Here is a 16908-nt window from a genome sequence, read left to right as displayed (position 1 = left end):
CTCGGCTGCGTCAGTGGTCCGGAACCAGCACCGCAGCACCGGCGAACGCTCCGGCCTTGAGATCGCGCAGCGCCTGCAGTCCGTCAGCCAGAGCGTAGGGGTGCGCATCGACGTCGAGATGGTGCGCACCAGCGAAGGCCAGAAACTCGCGGGCATCGCCGCGGGTGTTCGAGGTGACGCTGCGCAGCTGCTTCTCGTAGAACAGGTCGGCTTCGTAGTGCAGCTCGGGAATATCGCTCAGGTAGATGCCGGCACAGGCGAGGGTGCCGCCGCGGTCGAGTGCGCGCATCGCCACGGGCACGAGATCGCCGACAGGGGCGAACAGGATGGCCGAATCCAGCGGTTCGGGCGGGGCATCGTAGGCTCCTGCCGCACTGGCGCACCCCAAGTCAAGCGCCAGCTGCCGTGACTGTTCGTCGCGGGTGAGCACATGCACGCGAGCGCCCTGCGCCAGAGCGACCTGTGCTGTGAGATGCGCCGAGCCGCCGAACCCGTAGATGCCGAGCACGCCGCCTTCGGGCAGCGCAGCGCGTTTGAGCGACCGATACCCGATGATGCCCGCGCACAGCAGCGGAGCAAGCTCGATATCTGAGTAGCCGTCGGGCAGGGCATACGCGAAGGCGGCTGGAACTGTGGTGTATTCGGCATAGCCGCCTGGGGCATCCCATCCGGTGTATCGGGAGTTGGGGCAGAGGTTCTCATCGCCGGACAGGCAGTATTTGCACTGGCCGCAGGTGTGCCGCAGCCACGCGACGCCGACTCGGTCGCCAAGCTCGAAGCCGGTGACGCCGTCACCAAGAGCGGCGACTGCGCCGACAACCTCATGACCGGGGGTGACGTGGTCTCGATGCACGGGCAGATCGCCTTCGCTGACGTGCAGATCGGTGCGGCATACGCCGCACGCCAGCACGCGCACGAGGATCTCACCGGCTGCGGGTGTCGGCACCGGCAGCTGCACGAATTCGACGGGAGTGGTCGTCTCGACTGGGCCAGGCTGCACGACCTGCCACGCCTGCATGGTGGTGGGAATCTCAGCTGCGACGGTGCTCATATCTTGAGCCTACTCGCGTGCGGGCGCGCCAGCACCGGGCTGCGCGGGGCAGTGGGAAGGCTCAGGCTGCGCCAGCGCCAGCGAGCACCGGCACCACGGTGGGAGAGTAGCTTGCCTGCAGCAGAATCGGCCGGTGGTCGGAGGTGCCCTGCGGCAGACTCGTCAGCGCGGCAACGTCGAAGCCCGATGTGGTGGCCAGATCGTAGTGTCCGCGGAAGATCTTGTAGCGCTGATAGGTGCCCTCTTCGCTCGCGCTGAGACTGTAGCCGCGGGCTGTGATACGGCGATCGAGGTGCCGTTGAAAGAACGGGTAGTTGTAGTCGCCGATCATCAAGGTGGGCAGGTTTGGGCCCAAACTGGCCAGCAGATCGTACGAGGTGGCGATCTGTTTGCGACGCAGGGCGTTGCGGGCGGTGAGTGGTGCACCGTGAAATGACGCGACCAACAGCTCGCGGTCGCGAGCCAGATCGTGCAGCCTAGTGGCCACGAGGCGCTCGTTGGCCGGAGCCGCGATGCGATCGTGCAGCGACTTCTTGAGCGGAAACGTGTCGGTGGAGACGATCTCGAAGCGCTCACGGCTGGCGAACACCGAAAGCCCGAGACGGTTGCCGCGTGTCGCCTCGACGAGTTCGAGTTCGCCGAAACGCTTCGGCAGCTGGTCGACATCGCACTCTTGCAGGCAGAGCACGTCGGGTGTGTGCTCGGCAACCAGTGCATCGAGCTCGCACAGTGCACGGTTCTTTCTCAAGTTGTAGCTGATGACCTCAAGCACTCGGTGGGCCTCCCATGTTTGGTGCATTTCTCACACTACGCGACTGCGTCGAGCACAGTCGATTTCTGATGCTGAACATCGGCTGTGGATGTGGCAGACATCACGACTGTGTGAACTCTGCACAGATTGCGGTGATTCGCCCTTGCACCACGGGCCATCAGGGTCTTAGCATCGATGCATTCACCGGCGAATCGCCGTGAACGCAAGCCCACGAGGCCAACGGCCCACGGCATCCCGCAGACCGCAGCGCAGCGATCACACCCCGCCCCACACACCATGGCGACTGCCTTGGTTTTCCCTGCCTGTTCACACCTTCACCCCGCCACCGTGCCACACCCCTCGAAAGGATGCCCCGTGTCTGATTTCGCTACCCTCACCGGGTCGATCCCGGTGATCACGCAGACCATCCCGGTCGTCACCCAGCCGATTCACGTCATCGACGAGCGACAGGCTCGCCGCCCCGTGACCGCCTGGCGCAACGCCGTGTTCGCGGTGTTCGGCATCACCGGGCTGACCACTGCCGCATGGGTCTCGCGCATTCCCGAGGTGCGCGATCAACTGAGCGTGGGCACGTCTGGCATGGCGGTGCTGCTCGCCGGACTGTCGGTCGGGTCGATCATCGGGCTGGTGTGCGCACCGAGAGCCATCGCACGGCTCGGCAGCCGCCGCATGATGTCGGTGGCGCTGCCGGCTGCCGCCGTGGCGCTGCTAGCGGTTGGCCTCGCTGTCGACGTGGCGCACTCGATGCTACTGACCTGTGCAGCGTTGGTCGCCCTAGGGTTCAGCCTGAGCAGCACCTCGGTGACGATGAACCTCGATGCCACCGTGGTCGAGCGGCGCACCGCACGCACGATCATGCCGATGATGCACGCCTGCTTCAGCGCCGGCACGATCGTGGGCGCACTACTGGGGGCGCTGGCCGCGGCTCTCGGGGTGTCGATGCTGGTGTTCGCCGCACTCATGGGTGTCGTGGTGGCCGCAGGGGCCGCGGGTGGGCTGCACTCGGTGCCACGCCGCGACGATGGGCTACGACGCGAGTCGGCAGTCGGCCGGCAGGATGCGCTGGGCGGTGCGCGGGCATCCACCGATGCCACCGCAGTGACTGCCCGTTCTGTGCCGCTGTGGCGCGACGGCCGGTTGCTGCTGATCGGCGTGATGATGGTGGGCATGTCGTTTGTCGAGGGCAGCGCCAATGACTGGCTGAGCCTCGCGGCCGTGGACGGTCATGGCATGAGCAACACCACTGGTGCGCTCGTCTACACCTTGTTTGTGCTGTCGATGACGGCCGGGCGTGTGGTCGGTGGGCCGATCGTCGATCGGTTTGGGCGACAGCGCACGCTGGTGGGCGTGGCCTCGATCGCCGTAGTCGGCTTGGTGCTGTTCATGACCGCGCTCACGCCGGCGATGGCGTTCGTCGGAGTTGTGCTGTGGGGGTTCGGCGCCTCGCTCGGGTTTCCGGTGGGAATGACGCTGGCCGCCGACCACCCGACCGACGCCGCACGGCGAGTCAGTCTGGTGTCGGTGTTCGGCTATTCGGCGTCGCTGGTGGGGCCGCCGCTGCTCGGCGTGCTCGGTGAGCACGTTGGCATTCTGCATGCCTTCGTGCTGGTGCTCGGGTTCGTGGTGGTGTCGCTGGTGGCGATTCCGTTTACCCGCGAGCGTCGCGTAGCGCCTCAGCGAGTGTGCTCGTCGATGTAGGTGCGCAGCTGATCGGCGTCGTCGGGCAGGTCGACCGTGTGTTGCGGCAGTTCGAGCAGACGTCGCACCTCGGCGGGCAGCTCAGGCGCGTTCTCGCCGAGCGCCTCGACCACGGTGGCCTCGAATTTGGCCGGCTTGGCCGTCTCGAGTACCAAGGTGAGCCCCGGCTCGTTGATGCGGGTGGCGACGGTGACGCCGTCGGCGGTGTGCGGGTCGATGATGACGCCGCTGGCCTCGGCGGTGTGCCGGATGGTGGCCAGTCGGTCGGCATGAGTGCTGGTGCCGCTGACGATGCCGAACTCGCTCTCGAACCGAGGCTGCTGGTCGCTCAGATCGAGCGTGCCGGTGGCCTCGAGTTCGGGCCAGCGTCGTGCGAATTCGTCGGCGCCGAGCAGGTCGAAAATGAAGCGCTCGAGGTTGGAGGCCTTCGAGATGTCCATTGAGGGGCTGCTCGTGCTGAGCGTTTCGGCTCGGGAACGCGGGGTGTAGACGCCGGTGCGGAAGAACTCGTCGAGCACATTGTTCTCGTTGGTGGCCAGCACCAAGCGGTGGATGGGCAGCCCCATGCGTCGAGCTTGGTGGCCGGCGTAGATGTTGCCGAAGTTGCCCGAGGGCACGGCGAACGAGAGCTGCAGATCGGCCCGGTCGGCGGGGGTGAGTGAGTCGGTGGTGCGCAGCCAGGCCCAGAAGTAGTAGACGGTTTGGGCTGCGATGCGGCCGAAGTTGATCGAGTTGACTGCACCGATGTCGTGGGCAGCTTTGAACTCGGCGTCGTTGTTGAGCGCCTTGACCAGGTTCTGGCAGTCGTCGAAGACGCCGTCGATAGCGATGTTGTGGATGTTGGGGTCGGTCAGCGTGTACATCTGGGCTCGCTGTACGGCGCTCATGCGGCCCTGCGGCGAGAGCATGAACACGCTGATGCCCGGCTTGCCACGGAAGGCGTGCTCTGCGGCCGAGCCGGTGTCACCGGAGGTGGCGCCCAGAATGTTCAGGCACCGGCCGGTGCGGGCGAGCACGTGCGGAATGGCTTGGCCGAGAAACTGCATGGCCAGGTCTTTGAACGCGAGGGTGGGGCCTTCAGAGAGGCCGACCAGCGTGAGGGAGTCGTTGAGTCGGGTGAGCGGCACCACCTCGGGTGCCGGAAAGACGTTGGGGGCGTACGCAGCGGCGGTGAGGCGAGGCAGATCGCGCTGCAGATCGGTGGCGAACAGGCCGATGACCTCGGCGGCGAGCTCGGGGTAGGTGAGCGGGCGCCAGGCCTCGAGGGTGTCTGCGGTGACGGTGGGCAGCGTCTCAGGAACGACCAGACCGCCGTCTGAGGCGAGGCCGTCGATGAGAATTTCGGAGAACTGCCGGGCAGGCATCTGGCCGCGAGTCGAGATGAACGTCATGCCTCTAATCGTAGATGACGGGGCGCCGCCGGGGCTGGCGGGCACGCCTGTGCGGCTGCGATGCGCTGCACTTCGTCGTCGGTGAGATCGGGCAGAGACCAGGCCATCTGCCCGGTGACGCTGATGCCGCGTGGGCCGCTGCGACGGGTGACGCCCTGCACAAGCATCACTTGGGCGCGGAAGATGGGATTGCGGATGCGCTGCTGTGCGTCGTGGAAGAACACCACGTTGCCGAGGCCGGTGCCGTCGTCGAGTGAGACGAAGACCACTCGCCGCCCGCCGCGCATCGGAGGCGTGTTGGTGGCTCGGCGCAGCCCGGCGATGAGCACGGGGGTGCCGCCGGGCAGTGCGAGCAGATCTCGGGTGGGGGTGACACCGAGCCGCTGCAGCACAGGATGAAAGCGTTCGATTGCGTGACCGCTGACGCCCAGCCGCAGATGCTCGAGTTCGAGATCGATTTGCGTGCGGCCGCGCAGGTCGAGGGCGTGCACATTGTCTCGAGTGGGCAGGGGCAGTGGCAGCTCGAAGGCCAGCTGTGTGTCGGGCACTCGGATGGCCGGGGCAGTCAGCGCGCGAATGTGGGCGAGCAGCTCGTGTCGCCGGGCTGGCTGGTAGTCGATGAAGGCGTCGAGCGCCCCGACACGTGCCAGAGCCTCAAAGGTGGTGCGGCGTGGTCGCACCCGATCGCGCAGATCTTGCAGGCTGCTGAACGGCTGATGCCTGGTGATGCGTCGACGCTCGGCCGCACTGCTGCCGACCAGCTCGTCGAGTGGCAGCCGGATGCCGTGGCTGGGTTGGCCGCCCGGTGCGGTTGGCAGCGGCTCGAGGCGATACTCGAGCCCCGAGTGCTGCACATCGAGCGGCAGCAACGGCACCCCGAGCCGGCGAGCCTCGGCGACGAGCAGGTCTTTGGGCCACATGCCCGGGTCGTGGGTGAGCAGCCCGGCGAGAAATGCCGCCGGATGATGGGTCTTGAGCCAGGCTGACTGGTATGTGGGCAGTGCGAAGGCCGCACCGTGCGCCTTGGCGAACCCGAAACTGCCGAAACCCTTGATGATGCGCCAAGCCCGTTCGATCACCTCGGCGGGAAATCCGCGTTCGGCGCCTTGGGTGCGTACGAGCTGCTCGATCTCGTCGAGGCGACGGTCGTCGGCCAGCCAGCGCCGGTAGACGTCGGCCATGGCCAGGCCACAGCCGGTGAGCTCGTCGAGCAGGCGCATGACCTGTTCGTGGAAGACCACGACCCCTTTGGTCTCGCGCAGGATGGGGCGCAGCCGAGGGTGGATGTAGTCGGGCATGATCTCGCCGTGGCGCGCCTGCAGAAACTGCAGCGGCATGTCGTTTTTCATGGGGCCGGGCCGGAACAGACTGATGTCGATGGTCAGGTCGTTGAACACCTCTGGCTGCAGTTTGCCGATCAGCTCGATTTGGCCGGGTGACTCGATCTGGAAGATGCCGAGCGTGTGCGTGGATCGGATGGTCTCGAAGGTGGGCTCGTCGTCGAGCGGCACGGCATCGAGATCGATGTGCTGCCCGGTGCAGCGCTCGATTTCACCGACGGCGTGAGACATGGCCGACTGCATGCGCACCCCAAGCACGTCGAGCTTGATCAGCCCCATGGGGTCGACCGAGTGTTTGTCGTACTGCGACATGGGCAGCCCGAGCCCGGAGGGCTGCACTGGGGTGCGACTGAGCAGCGAGCGATCAGAGAGAATGACCCCGCAGGGGTGCATTGACACGTGCCGGGGCAGCGAGTCGAGGCGTTCGGTGAGCTCGACCAGCAGATCGAGGCGGGGGTCATCGTGCACCTGCTGGGCAATAGCCGAGAGCTCGGGCTTTTCGGCCAGTGCACGTCGAAAGCTGCGCGCGGAGAATCGCCACAGCTCTTTGGCAATCGCATCGATGCGTGCCGGCGGCAGACCGAGGGCGAGACCGGCGTCGCGCACGGCACCGCGTGAACGGTAGGTGTTGGTCATCGACATGAGCGTGACTCGGTCGGCGCCGAACTCGTCGAAGATGCGCCGGTAGATGTCGTGGCGCCGGTGTGCCTCGACATCGAGGTCGATATCAGGCAGCGTACGTCGCTGCTCAGAGAGAAAACGCTCCCACAGCAGCCCGTTGTCGATGGGATCGACCACTGAGATGTCGAGCAGATGGTTGAGCAGTGACCCGACTCCTGAGCCGCGAGCCTGCACACGGATGCCCATGGCGCGGATGAGGTCGACCACTCTGGCTACGGTGAGAAAGTACGGCGCGAAGCCGAGATGCCGCACGGTCTGCAGCTCATGGTCGAGCCTGGTCTCGATGCGGCCGAGCTGCGCGACGGATGCGCCGGGGTAGCGCCTGCCGATGCCCGCGTAGGCGCGTTGCCTCAGTGCACGGTCAGGGCTGCCCGAGATGCCGATGACTGACGCCTCTGGCATGCGCGGGCGCCCCCAGCCGAGATCTGCTGCAGGATCGAGTGCGCAGCGCTCGGCCAGGCGCTCGGTGGCGCCGAGCAATTCGACGGCAGTGGTGTGATGATGGCCGATGTCGACGACCATGCGGGCGATGCGCTGCATCTGAGCGGCCGGTTTGAGCCAGGCCTGCCCGGTAACCGGCAGGGCTTGGTGCAGGTCGAGCTCGTCGAGAGAGTGCAGGGTGCGTGCCGCCTCGGCCACATCGGCAGTGACTGCCTCTGCCGGTGTGGCGTAGCGCACCTGATTGGTGAGCACAGCCTCGACACCGGCAGCCTCGGCCAAACCCAGCAGCCGTGTGGCCGGGGTGACACTGCCGGGCAGCCCGGGCTCGGCCAGCCAGCACACGATCTCGATGCGCAGCAGATCGGTGCGCCCAATGCCGGCGAATCGCCGCCGCCAGGCGGTGAGCGCATGCCGTGCCTCAGGCAGACGCCTGGCCTCGACGAGTTGCCCGACGTCGCTGTCGGGGCCGAGTAGCACGCTCAGATGTGGGCGTGCGGCGATGATGTCGATCAACGTGTCACGGGGGATGGCCGCGCCCGAGTCTCGCTCAGATGCGGGAGTCGCTGGCATGTGCCTGTTGCGCGGTGCCGACGGGGTGGCATGTGCGGCGCTGATCGCCCGGCACAGTGCGGCGTAGCCACTGCCTGCCGTGCCGCCGTGCGCGAGCAGCACGACTCGCCCGAGCGGTTGCAGGTGCTCGTCGAGCACGGCCAGGTCGGCACCGAGCGCCGGGGCGAGCTCGGCGTCGATGCAGGCCTGCACGTGAGCGCACGCACCGTAGAGCCCGTCGCGGTCGGTGAGCGCGGCGATGCCGGCGTTGGCGTCGGCAGCGGCGGCAACCAGCGCGGCAGGTGTGCTCACCCCGTAGTGTGCCGAGAAGCCGGAGTGCACATGCAAGTGGGTGAACATCAGCGCCAGGCCAGTTGCAGTCGCCACTGGCCGTCGGGCTCACGGGCGAGGTCGTAGGTGAGAAAGTCGTCGCCGGTGCAAGAAGCCTCGACGCGCCACAGCTCGCGGTCGATGCGCTCAAGCACGGCTGCCGTAGGGCCGGTCGCCGGCTGCCACCACGGACGTCGGCGGAAGAAGGCTTGGGGCACCCCGGTGATCTCGTATTCGAAGCGGCGCCACACGAAGCTGCGTGGCTCGCCCTCGGGGGAGAGCACGACGGTGACCGGCTCGTCGATTTTCTCGGGCATGATGGCTCCTTGGGTGCGTGAGGCGGGGCGTCGAACGAGTCGACGATTCGAACATATGTTCGAACGCTGTCAGCCTACGACGTGCCACTGACACCGGCAACACCCGTGCTAGCCTGAAGCCATGAGCTCGCCTGAGCAGCCTTCTACGCAACCTTCCGCAGCATCCCACGATCACACGCATGCGCATGCTCAGCAGACCAATCGCACCCGCCTGGCGATCGCCTTCGCGCTGACGTTCATCGTCTTTCTGGCCCAGGTCACCGGATCGATTCTGACCGGCAGTCTTGCGCTCATCGTCGATACCGTGCACATGCTGACCGACTGCGCTGGGCTCGCCATGGCCCTGCTCGCAGCGCAACTGGTGCGCCGACCAGCGACCGATCGGCATCCTTTCGGGCTGCGCCGTGTCGAGATCATCAGCGCAATGCTGCAGGCGCTGCTGCTGTTCGCGGTGGGGGTCTACGCCATCGTCGAAGGCGTGATGCGCCTGTTCGAGCCAGCGCAGATCACCGGCAATCTGCTGATCGTGTTCGGCGTGATCGGGCTGGCTGCCAACCTGCTCAGCATGCTGGTGCTCACCGCAGGGCGGTCGTCAAGCCTGAACATGCGCGCCGCATTCCTCGAGGTGATCAACGACGCCCTCGGCTCGGTGGCGGTGATCGTCTCGGCCGGCCTGATCTGGGCATTCGGCTGGAACCGGGCTGATGCGGTGGCCGGGCTGATCATTGCGCTGCTCATCCTGCCGCGCACCATCGCACTGTTCCGCAGCGGATTCGGCGTGCTGCTCGAGGGCACGCCCAAAGAGGTCGAGCTCGAACAAGTGCGCGAGCACTTCGAGCAGCTGCCGCACGTGCTCGCCGTGCACGACCTGCACATCACCCGAATCTCGAGTGACCTGTCTGTGCTCACGGCACATGTGGTGGTCGACCACGACAGCATCGACGCAGAGAAACTCGCGAACATTCTGAGCGATCTGCAGCGCTGCGCCGCCGAACATCTGCCGATCGCGATCGAGCACTCGACGTTCCAGATCGAGCCGGCGGGCACGCTCTCGCACGAGCACATGCAGCACTGAGTGCGTGGCGGGAGGCTGTTGCGTGCTCGTTGGTCAGCCGGTGTGCTCGTTGGTCATGAGCGGGGTGTGTTGTGGCAAGCGATGCCCCACACCGCCGAGTGAAGACGCGGGGTACGGGGGCTCGGACAGGCGCATAGTTCTGCCACACCGGCAGTCCCAGCTGGTACAGCCAGTCGGCCATGGCATAGTCGCTCGCGGAATCGCCGACGGTGATCCAGCGTTCGGGCGGCTTGCCGGTACCGAGCAGCAACTCGAGCGCACGAGATGCCCCCAGCGCCTTGCCGCTGTGCACTGACTCGACATCCACGGCGATCACGCCCGCGTCGACTCGGGCACCCGCATTTGGTTGTCGACGAGCACCTGCGACATGCCCGAGGCATTGAGTCTTCCCCACACGCCGCCCTTCTCACACACCGCGGCAAGCCGCACCGGGTCGGCATGCTTCAGCCGATGCTGCACGGCGCCGTCTCGCCGTGATCGGCCAGCTGCGCTGTCGATCAGCCAGTGCTCGCGCAGCCTCGGGGCGATGCGCTCGTCGACGAACTCGACCGACCGCCCTCACCTAGGTCAGTGGCAGAAGACAGCGGACAGGTTTTCACCGCACTGCGCAGGATTTCAGCAGATGTGCCGTGCTGGGGGTGAAACCGTGTGCAGGCGGGTGAAAACGTGCGCACCTGGTGGGCTCAGACGGGATTCAGAACTCCTCGTAGACCGCCGGATCCTGGCCGTTGATGCGCCCATCGGCACGCCCCAGCCCGGTGATCGCGGCGACCTCGTCGGCATCCAGCTCGAAGTCGAAGATCGAGAGATTCTGCACCTGTCGGTCAGCGTGCGCGGCCTTCGGCAGCGGGACCACGCCCAGCTGCGTGTGCCAGCGCAGAATCACCTCGACCGGGGTGCGCCCGTGCGCCTCGGCCACCTGCTGCACCACGGGATCATTGATCACATCGCCGCCACGGCCCACCGGCGACCACGCCTCGGTGAGGATGCCGTGCTCGGCATGCCACGCCCGCTGCTCGGCCTGCGGAAAGTACGGGTGCAGCTCGATCTGGTTGATCGCCGGGGTGACCCCGGTCTCATCGATCAGCCGCTGCAGATGCTCGGGCAGAAAATTACTGACCCCGATGGTGGTCACCAGCCCCTGCCGCTGCGCCTCGATCAGCGCCTGCCACGCCTCGACATAGCGCTCGCGCCCGGGGTTCGGCCAGTGAATGAGATACACATCGAGATGATCGAGCCCGGTGCGATACACCGACTCCTCAATGGTGCGCAGCGCAGCATCGTGGCCATGACGCCGTCCGGGCAGCTTCGAGGTGACCCGCACCTGATCGCGTGGCGCCTCGGCCAGGCGCACCGCTCGACCCACCGCACCCTCGTTCTCGTAGTTGAAGGCCGAATCAATCAGGCGATAGCCGTTGTCGATGGCCCGGGCGATCGCCTCCACGCCCTCGTGACCGTTGAGCCGATAGGTGCCGAACCCCACGGCCGGCACCGACGTGCCGTCGTTCAGCGCATGCTGCGGAATGGAATGCCGACTCACTGGCTGTGCCATGATGACTCCTTGTTCTTCCCCCGGACCACCGGCCCGAACAGCGCCCGAACCGTCGATGCACGGGATGCGCATCACACGAGCAGACTACCCACACCAGTCGTCACCCGCACCCGCGGCCTACACTGGCAGACATGCCCGCTCACCAAAACAGCGCCGACCGACCGCTGCGCATCGCGATGATCTCGGTGCACACCGACCCCTATGGTGAGGCCGGCACCGGCGACGTGGGCGGCATGAACATCGTGATCCGCGAGACCGCCGCACAACTTGCGGCCGCCGGCCACAGCGTCGACGTGTTCACCAGGCGCAGTGCGCACGGACAGCCACAGGTACGCACGCCCAACGAGCGACTGCGCGTGATCGCGCTGACCGCCGGGCCCGAACATCCACTGTCAAAGGGCGAACACGAAACCGTGGTGCCCGCCTTCGCCGAGGCACTGCATGACTACAGCGGCTACGACGTGGTGCATGCGCATCACTGGTACTCAGGCTTGGCAGCCGAACAGTGGGCGCAGGATGCCCGAGCCGCCTTCCTGCAGAGCTTCCACAGCATTGCCGCCCCGGTTGACTCCCCACTCGACGCCGGCGAGCGGCCCGAGGTGCCAGCTCGGCTCGAAGCCGAGCGTCACCTCGCCCGCAGCGCCGATGCCGTGATCACCGTCAGCCGGGCCGAGCGCGACACCGTCGTCAAACGACTCGGTGCCCCCGCCGAGCACGTCATCGTGGTGCACCCCGGCGTTGACATCACCCGATTCCATCCCCGCGATGCGTCGGCCAGCCTCACCCCACGCGAGCTCGTCGCTGCCGCACGCATCGAGCCACTCAAAGGCATCGACCTCGCCATCGAGGCACTTGCCCTGGTGCCCGAAAACGAACGCCCCGATCTGACCGTCGCCGGCGGCGAGAGCAGCCAGGCCGACGGTGAACTCGCAAGGCTGCAGGCGCTCGCCGCCCGACGGGGCATTGCCCGACACGTGCACTTCGTCGGGGCGCTGGGCCGCACCGAACTGGCCGCACGCATGCGCGACGCGCTCGCCGTGGTCGTGCCCTCGCACTCCGAGACCTTCGGGCTGTGCGCACTCGAGGCCTCGGCCAGCGGCGTGCCCGTGATCGCCGCCGCAGCCGGAGGCCTCGGTGAGGCCGTGCTCGACGGCACAACCGGCCAGCTGCTGCACACCAGACGACCCGCCGACTGGGCGAGCGCGATCACCCGGCTGATCGAGCATCCTGCCGACGCCGCCCGCCAAGGAGCAGCAGGCCGAGCCCACGCCGAAACCCAGACCTGGCAGCGCAGCGCCGACGCACTCGCCGCGGCCTACCGCACGGTGATCGACCGTAGAATCGAGTCATGATCGTCACCACGAGGTTGTACCGCGACGGCCGTCTCGAGCGCTCTGACTTCGCCTTCGACGAGGTCTCTGAGCTTCGACGCGACGAGACGGTCACCGTCTGGGTCGATCTGCAAGACCCCGATGACGATACTCTGCACCAGATCGCCCGTGAGCTCGATCTGCATCCGCTCGCGGTCGAAGACGTCATCGCTGAGCACGAGCGAGCCAAGCTCAACCGGTACCCGACCCACCTGTTTCTCACGCTCTACGCGCTGGCTGCGCCCGATGACGAGAACGACGAGCTCGAGCGCAGCGAGATCGACGTGTTTGTCACCCGCAACGTGTTGGTGAGCGTGCGCCGCGGCGAGGGGTTTCCCATCGATGACGCCCATGCGGCCTGGGAGAACCAGCCCGAACTGCTGGCCACTGGAGTGGCCGCCCTGATGTGGGCGATCACCGATGTGGTGGTCGACACGCACTTCGCTACCGTGCAATCGCTCGATGAGCGCATCGAAGGGCTCGAAGACGAACTGTTCGCCGCGCAGCCGAACACCGCGCGCATTCAGCGCAGCGCTTACCGACTGCATAAACACCTGGTGACCCTGCGTCGACTCGCTCTGCCCACCCGCGAGATCGTCAGCGGCATGATCAATCGCACGCAGCCGCCGGTGCCGCAGCCGTTGCTGCCGTATTTCGCTGACGTCTACGACCACACGCTCAGAGTCAGCGACTGGACCGACTCGCTGCGCGATTTGGCCAGCACCATCATCGACACGAACCTGACCAGTCAGGGCAACCGCATGAACCTCGTGATGAAAAAACTCACCAGCTGGGCGGCCATCATCGCAGTGCCCACACTGATCACGGGATTCTTCGGCATGAACGTCGTCTTTCCGCTGATGCAGACCTGGCAGGGTGCTCTGGTCGCCACGGTGCTCATGGTGGCCACCTCAGTGGGCCTCTACGTGCAGTTCAAACGCCGCGACTGGCTCTGAGCACCGCACAGCTTTCTCGTAGACTTGTGCGCATGTCTGTGCACCTCTGGCTCGCGCTGCTCGGTGCCGCCACGCTCGTCAGCCTCACGCCTGGGGCTGGCGCAATCTTCACGATGACCAATGCGATCGCGGTCGGCCGTGCGCGAGCGATCTGGGGCATTCTCGGTCAGCAGGTCGGGCTCATTGCGCTGCTGCTGATCGTCGCATTCGGCGTGGGTGTGCTGGTGGCCAGCTCGCCGCAGACCATGCAGGGCATTCGGCTGGCCGGCGCGGCGTACTTGGTCTATCTGGGTGTGCGACAGTTCTGGCTGGCCGGGCGACCGGCAGCTGCAGCGGTTGACGCCGAGGCCACGCAGGATGCCCGACTCGAGCGATATCTTCGGCCTGCGGCGATGTTCAACCGGGGCGTTTGGGTGAATTTCTTCAATCCCAAGGCGATCGTGTTCTTCCTCGCCTTCATTCCGCAGTTCATCGATCTGTCGCGGCCGGCCGTGCCGCAGTATGCGGTCGCGATCGCGACTATTGTCGCGGTGGACATCTGCGTGATGTGGCTGGGGTTCGCGCAGGCCGCCCATGCGCTGGGCCGCTTCGCTCGCAACGCCAACGGGCAGCGCACGATGAACCGCGTGTTCGGTGTGCTCTACGTGCTGGTGGGTGTGGGGCTTGCCCTGTTGCACTGAACTGTGCGGTGGGTCACCAGCCCAGCAGGTTGGCCTTGGCGATCGCCTCGGACCGCCCGTCGGCGCCTAACTTCGCGTAGAGCGAGCGCACCTGAGACTTCACCGTGTTTGGCGACACATAGAGCTTTGCGGCAATCTCTGAATACGAGAGCCCTGCGCGCAGGCCCTCGAGTACCTGCAGTTCGCGTTGACTCGGCTCACCGTGCCGCTGAGGCGAGGCGAGCAGATACAGGCCCTGAGCCTCTGCCTGGCGTAGCCAGGCGAGTGCCTGGGCATCACGAGGGTCGGGCGTGGTCTGGTTTTCGATCAGGCAGATGAGCGCTGCCACATCGGTCGGAGCCGTCATGACAAACAGCATCGGCACCGTGGTGGCTGGCTGCAGATCGACCAGACGGTGCAGATGCGTCACAGCCTGCTGCGCCTGGCCGAGGCGTGCACTGGCCGCGGCGCTCAGCAGCTCCCACACCCACTGCGATCGCGGGGCAAAGCGCTCTGTTCCGGGTTGACGGGCGCTGGCGAGTGCGGCATGTGCCTCGGCGTCGGCGCCAGTGGCGAGATACACGAGTGCTTGGGCAACGATGCGCGCAGGGCTCGGTCGATCGGCTGCTCGCTCGTTCAGCAGCGCCTGCGCCTGCGAGGTGCGGCGCAATGCAGTTAAGGCGACGACTTCAACAAACAGCAGGCGTTGTGACACCAGGTCGGGAGCGACGAGCTCTTGGGCGACTCGATGCTGTCGGGCCAGTTCGAGGGCGAGCTCTGGGTCTCTATTGAGTAGCAGGAGGGCACGGATGACCGCGTGCTCGGTGCTGGCCGGCCCGGGCAGCGGTTCATCGGCGTGGGCATCGAGCAGGGCGCCCGCCTCGACGAAGCGGCCCGCGTCCATCAGCATCCAACACTGCCCAACCCGCTGAAACGCGGTGTTGAGCGCAGTGATCGAACCACCTTCAGAGACCTCGACACTTGGCTGGGCGGCTGGGTCTGCGGAAAGTGACTGGGGGAGCGCAGCGGCTGCAATGATCATCTGCTCAGCCGATCGGGCGAGCGCCAGTGCATCTGCGGGAATCGCCGCCGGCGAGCGGTGCAGCACCCCTTGGCACACATGATGCGCTTCAGAGAGGTCACCGGTACACAGCAGCGAAAAGGCGCGCAGCAGCAGCCACCACGTGTGAGTGAAGCGCACCATCGCTGGGGAGTCGGTGGTCGATTTCGGTGCTGGTGTCGTCTCAGCGGCCAGGCGAGAAGCGGTGGCGAGGTCTCCGTCGAGAAGGGCCAGGGCAAGGGCGGTGATCTCGACCAGAGCGGCAAACCCTGAGCCGGGGGCGACGGCGTCGTTGTTGGCCGCCGCGCGCAATTGCGCAACCAGTGGCGATGTTTGCCGGGGATCGACGTCGTACAGCACGTCCGAGATGAGTCGCAGCAGCGCGAAATGGGGGTGCTCTGCGGCAGAAATCTCGGTGATGCTGCTGGCACGCAGTTCACGAAGCAGTCTGGCAGAGGAGACGATTTCTAAGAGGTGTTCAGCACACGCGCTCTCTAACAGCTCGGCAGACTGCAGGTGGAGCAACAGGTCGATGGCCTCTTCGGTAAACCCGTGTGTGGCCAGCTGTCGGGCGTACCGATTGATCAGCTGTGCGTCAACGGGTGGCATCTGCAGGCCTCTGGCGATGCTCGCGAAGGTCTGCCGCACTTGCCCCCGCCAGCGATAGACCGGTTCGCCGTCGAGCAGTTCACGCAGGATTTCGACCATGGGGCCGTCGAGCAGTCTGTTCAGGTGTGTCTCGCGGTGCGCGTCAGGGTCGAGTGCAGCGAGCATTGATCGAGTGAAGGCGGGCATCGCTGAGCAACGGGCCATGAGACCTGCGAAGCCGATGCCAGAACCGTTGTCGAGACGAAGATCGGGGAGCGTGCGCGAAGCGATGCGCGCGATCATGGCTCCGATCCAGGCGGTCGCCTCGGCATCGCCGACATAGGGCCGTGCGCCGAGCAGATCGGCGCAAAGTGCAAGAGTCAGGGGATGCCCCACCGAAATCTGCCAGCAGCGTTCGGCCTGCTCGCCGACCCCGACGGTCACACAAAGCTGCTCAACCTCGGCGCGAGTGTAGAAGAGGTCGTGTTCGGCGACGGAGGTGAACGAGACGTGCGCGTCAGTGCAGCTCTGCTGCAGTGCGGCGTCGTCGACTGTGGTGACGAGCAGTCGAAGTTGCGGCCAGCGCTGCACAGCGGTGACCAGTGCCTGTGGGCCGACTGCGTCAGTGAGCCACTGCAAATCTTCGATGACGACGGTCACCGCAGGAAGTTCGTTGAACAGCTCGTCAAAGACGGCCTCGAGCTGCTCTGGCGGAAGCGCACCATGGCGCTGCAGCTGACGGAGCACTGCTGGATCGTGCAACCTGCCCTGCTCGGCCGCTGCGCTCAGCAGCAGTTCGGCGAGCCCGGCTACGGTGGTGTGCCTCGGCCCCAGATGCACGCGCAACATGCAAGCGGAGTCGTCTGACTGTAGTGCGGCGTCGATGAGATGATGTTTGGCCGAGCCCACCACGCCGGTCACCATGCGCACCGGAGCCGGTAACAGCAGCCGGCGCAGCGCAGCGGCTCGAATCATCGTGGAGTCATGCGCGGCTGTGAGCAGCGCATCGGCACGGGGCGGCAGTGGCACCACCTGCGCCGGTTCGCCGATATACCCCATGATCACCCCTGATCTCCGA

13 protein-coding genes are annotated in these 16908 nt (G+C 66.2%); 5 read left to right on the top strand and 8 right to left on the bottom strand.

All coding sequences use genetic code 11. From position 1 onward, the window contains the following. Positions 1-10 precede the first annotated feature (10 nt). Together G557_RS0103485 and G557_RS11445 are read right to left on the bottom strand one after the other, a co-directional pair. Positions 11-1051 (bottom strand): zinc-binding alcohol dehydrogenase family protein, encoded by a 1041-nt coding sequence (locus G557_RS0103485; protein ID WP_028244964.1) that lies wholly within the window; start codon positions 1049-1051, stop codon positions 11-13. A 61-nt stretch (positions 1052-1112) separates the two neighbouring features. Next, positions 1113-1850, bottom strand: a complete 738-nt coding sequence (locus G557_RS11445) for an endonuclease/exonuclease/phosphatase family protein (protein ID WP_036961047.1) — start codon at positions 1848-1850, stop codon at positions 1113-1115. Between the two features lie 327 nt (positions 1851-2177). On the opposite strand from G557_RS11445, the gene G557_RS11440 reads away from it, so the two are divergent. Beyond that, positions 2178-3521: an MFS transporter gene (locus G557_RS11440; protein ID WP_169337740.1), complete on the top strand. Its 1344-nt coding sequence runs from the start codon at positions 2178-2180 to the stop codon at positions 3519-3521. Here G557_RS11440 and thrC read toward each other — a convergent pair. The 3 genes from thrC to G557_RS0103460 are packed head-to-tail and all read right to left on the bottom strand — an operon-like array spanning position 3497 to position 8570. Next, a complete protein-coding gene (gene thrC, locus G557_RS0103470) occupies positions 3497-4912 on the bottom strand; it encodes a threonine synthase (RefSeq protein WP_036961043.1) in 1416 nt (471 codons plus the stop codon). The genes G557_RS11440 and thrC overlap by 25 nt on opposite strands. Continuing rightward, complete coding sequence (locus tag G557_RS11435; RefSeq protein WP_156877062.1) at positions 4909-8310, bottom strand: PHP domain-containing protein; 3402 nt, start codon at positions 8308-8310, stop codon at positions 4909-4911. Before G557_RS11435 ends, thrC begins: the two co-directional genes overlap by 4 nt. Beyond that, the gene (locus tag G557_RS0103460) at positions 8283-8570 is read right to left on the bottom strand and encodes a DUF6504 family protein (RefSeq protein ID WP_028244963.1); all 288 of its coding nucleotides are present in this window, start codon (positions 8568-8570) and stop codon (positions 8283-8285) included. Before G557_RS0103460 ends, G557_RS11435 begins: the two co-directional genes overlap by 28 nt. Positions 8571-8691: 121 nt before the next feature. Here G557_RS0103460 and G557_RS11430 point away from each other — a divergent pair, with 121 nt between their 5' ends. Further along, positions 8692-9645, top strand: a complete 954-nt coding sequence (locus G557_RS11430; RefSeq protein WP_084626969.1) for a cation diffusion facilitator family transporter — start codon at positions 8692-8694, stop codon at positions 9643-9645. Positions 9646-9957: 312 nt separating this feature from the next. On the opposite strand, the gene G557_RS13890 is transcribed toward G557_RS11430, so the two are convergent. Both G557_RS13890 and G557_RS0103445 read right to left on the bottom strand, forming a co-directional pair. Beyond that, positions 9958-10104 (bottom strand): hypothetical protein, encoded by a 147-nt coding sequence (locus G557_RS13890; RefSeq protein ID WP_156877061.1) that lies wholly within the window; start codon positions 10102-10104, stop codon positions 9958-9960. 235 nt (positions 10105-10339) lie between these two features. After that, complete coding sequence (locus tag G557_RS0103445) at positions 10340-11197, bottom strand: aldo/keto reductase (RefSeq protein WP_036961040.1); 858 nt, start codon at positions 11195-11197, stop codon at positions 10340-10342. A 131-nt stretch (positions 11198-11328) separates the two neighbouring features. Here G557_RS0103445 and G557_RS0103440 point away from each other — a divergent pair, with 131 nt between their 5' ends. From G557_RS0103440 to G557_RS0103430, 3 genes are read left to right on the top strand one after another with little or no spacing between them, the layout of a single operon-like run. Next, positions 11329-12549 carry a glycosyltransferase gene (locus G557_RS0103440; protein WP_028244961.1) on the top strand — a complete coding sequence of 407 codons (1221 nt, stop codon included), beginning with the start codon at positions 11329-11331 and terminating at the stop codon, positions 12547-12549. After that, a complete protein-coding gene (locus tag G557_RS0103435) occupies positions 12546-13523 on the top strand; it encodes a magnesium transporter CorA family protein (protein ID WP_028244960.1) in 978 nt (325 codons plus the stop codon). The genes G557_RS0103440 and G557_RS0103435 overlap by 4 nt, the downstream gene beginning before the upstream one ends. Positions 13524-13555: 32 nt before the next feature. After that, positions 13556-14203: a LysE family transporter gene (locus tag G557_RS0103430; RefSeq protein ID WP_028244959.1), complete on the top strand. Its 648-nt coding sequence runs from the start codon at positions 13556-13558 to the stop codon at positions 14201-14203. Positions 14204-14216: 13 nt separating this feature from the next. On the opposite strand, the gene G557_RS14275 is transcribed toward G557_RS0103430, so the two are convergent. After that, the gene (locus G557_RS14275) at positions 14217-16889 is read right to left on the bottom strand and encodes a helix-turn-helix transcriptional regulator (protein WP_028244958.1); all 2673 of its coding nucleotides are present in this window, start codon (positions 16887-16889) and stop codon (positions 14217-14219) included. Between the last annotated feature and the right edge of the window lie 19 nt (positions 16890-16908).

The organism is Pseudoclavibacter soli DSM 23366 (assembly GCF_000423505.1).
Lineage (GTDB): Bacteria > Actinomycetota > Actinomycetes > Actinomycetales > Microbacteriaceae > Pseudoclavibacter_A > Pseudoclavibacter_A soli.
Note: the sequence above shows the minus strand (reverse complement) of the source record. Positions and strands in the feature narration are given on the sequence as shown.

Bases quoted from the DNA above. Each gene is read 5' to 3' on its own strand.
- G557_RS0103485 (WP_028244964.1), bottom strand. From the start codon at position 1,051: ATGAGCACCGTCGCAGCTGAGATTCCCACCACCATGCAGGCGTGGCAG.
- G557_RS11445 (WP_036961047.1), bottom strand. From the start codon at position 1,850: ATGCACCAAACATGGGAGGCCCACCGAGTGCTTGAGGTCATCAGCTAC.
- thrC (WP_036961043.1), bottom strand. From the start codon at position 4,912: ATGACGTTCATCTCGACTCGCGGCCAGATGCCTGCCCGGCAGTTCTCC.
- G557_RS0103460 (WP_028244963.1), bottom strand. From the start codon at position 8,570: ATGCCCGAGAAAATCGACGAGCCGGTCACCGTCGTGCTCTCCCCCGAG.
- G557_RS11430 (WP_084626969.1), top strand. From the start codon at position 8,692: ATGAGCTCGCCTGAGCAGCCTTCTACGCAACCTTCCGCAGCATCCCAC.
- G557_RS0103445 (WP_036961040.1), bottom strand. From the start codon at position 11,197: ATGGCACAGCCAGTGAGTCGGCATTCCATTCCGCAGCATGCGCTGAAC.
- G557_RS0103440 (WP_028244961.1), top strand. From the start codon at position 11,329: ATGCCCGCTCACCAAAACAGCGCCGACCGACCGCTGCGCATCGCGATG.
- G557_RS0103435 (WP_028244960.1), top strand. From the start codon at position 12,546: ATGATCGTCACCACGAGGTTGTACCGCGACGGCCGTCTCGAGCGCTCT.
- G557_RS0103430 (WP_028244959.1), top strand. From the start codon at position 13,556: ATGTCTGTGCACCTCTGGCTCGCGCTGCTCGGTGCCGCCACGCTCGTC.
- G557_RS14275 (WP_028244958.1), bottom strand. From the start codon at position 16,889: ATGGGGTATATCGGCGAACCGGCGCAGGTGGTGCCACTGCCGCCCCGT.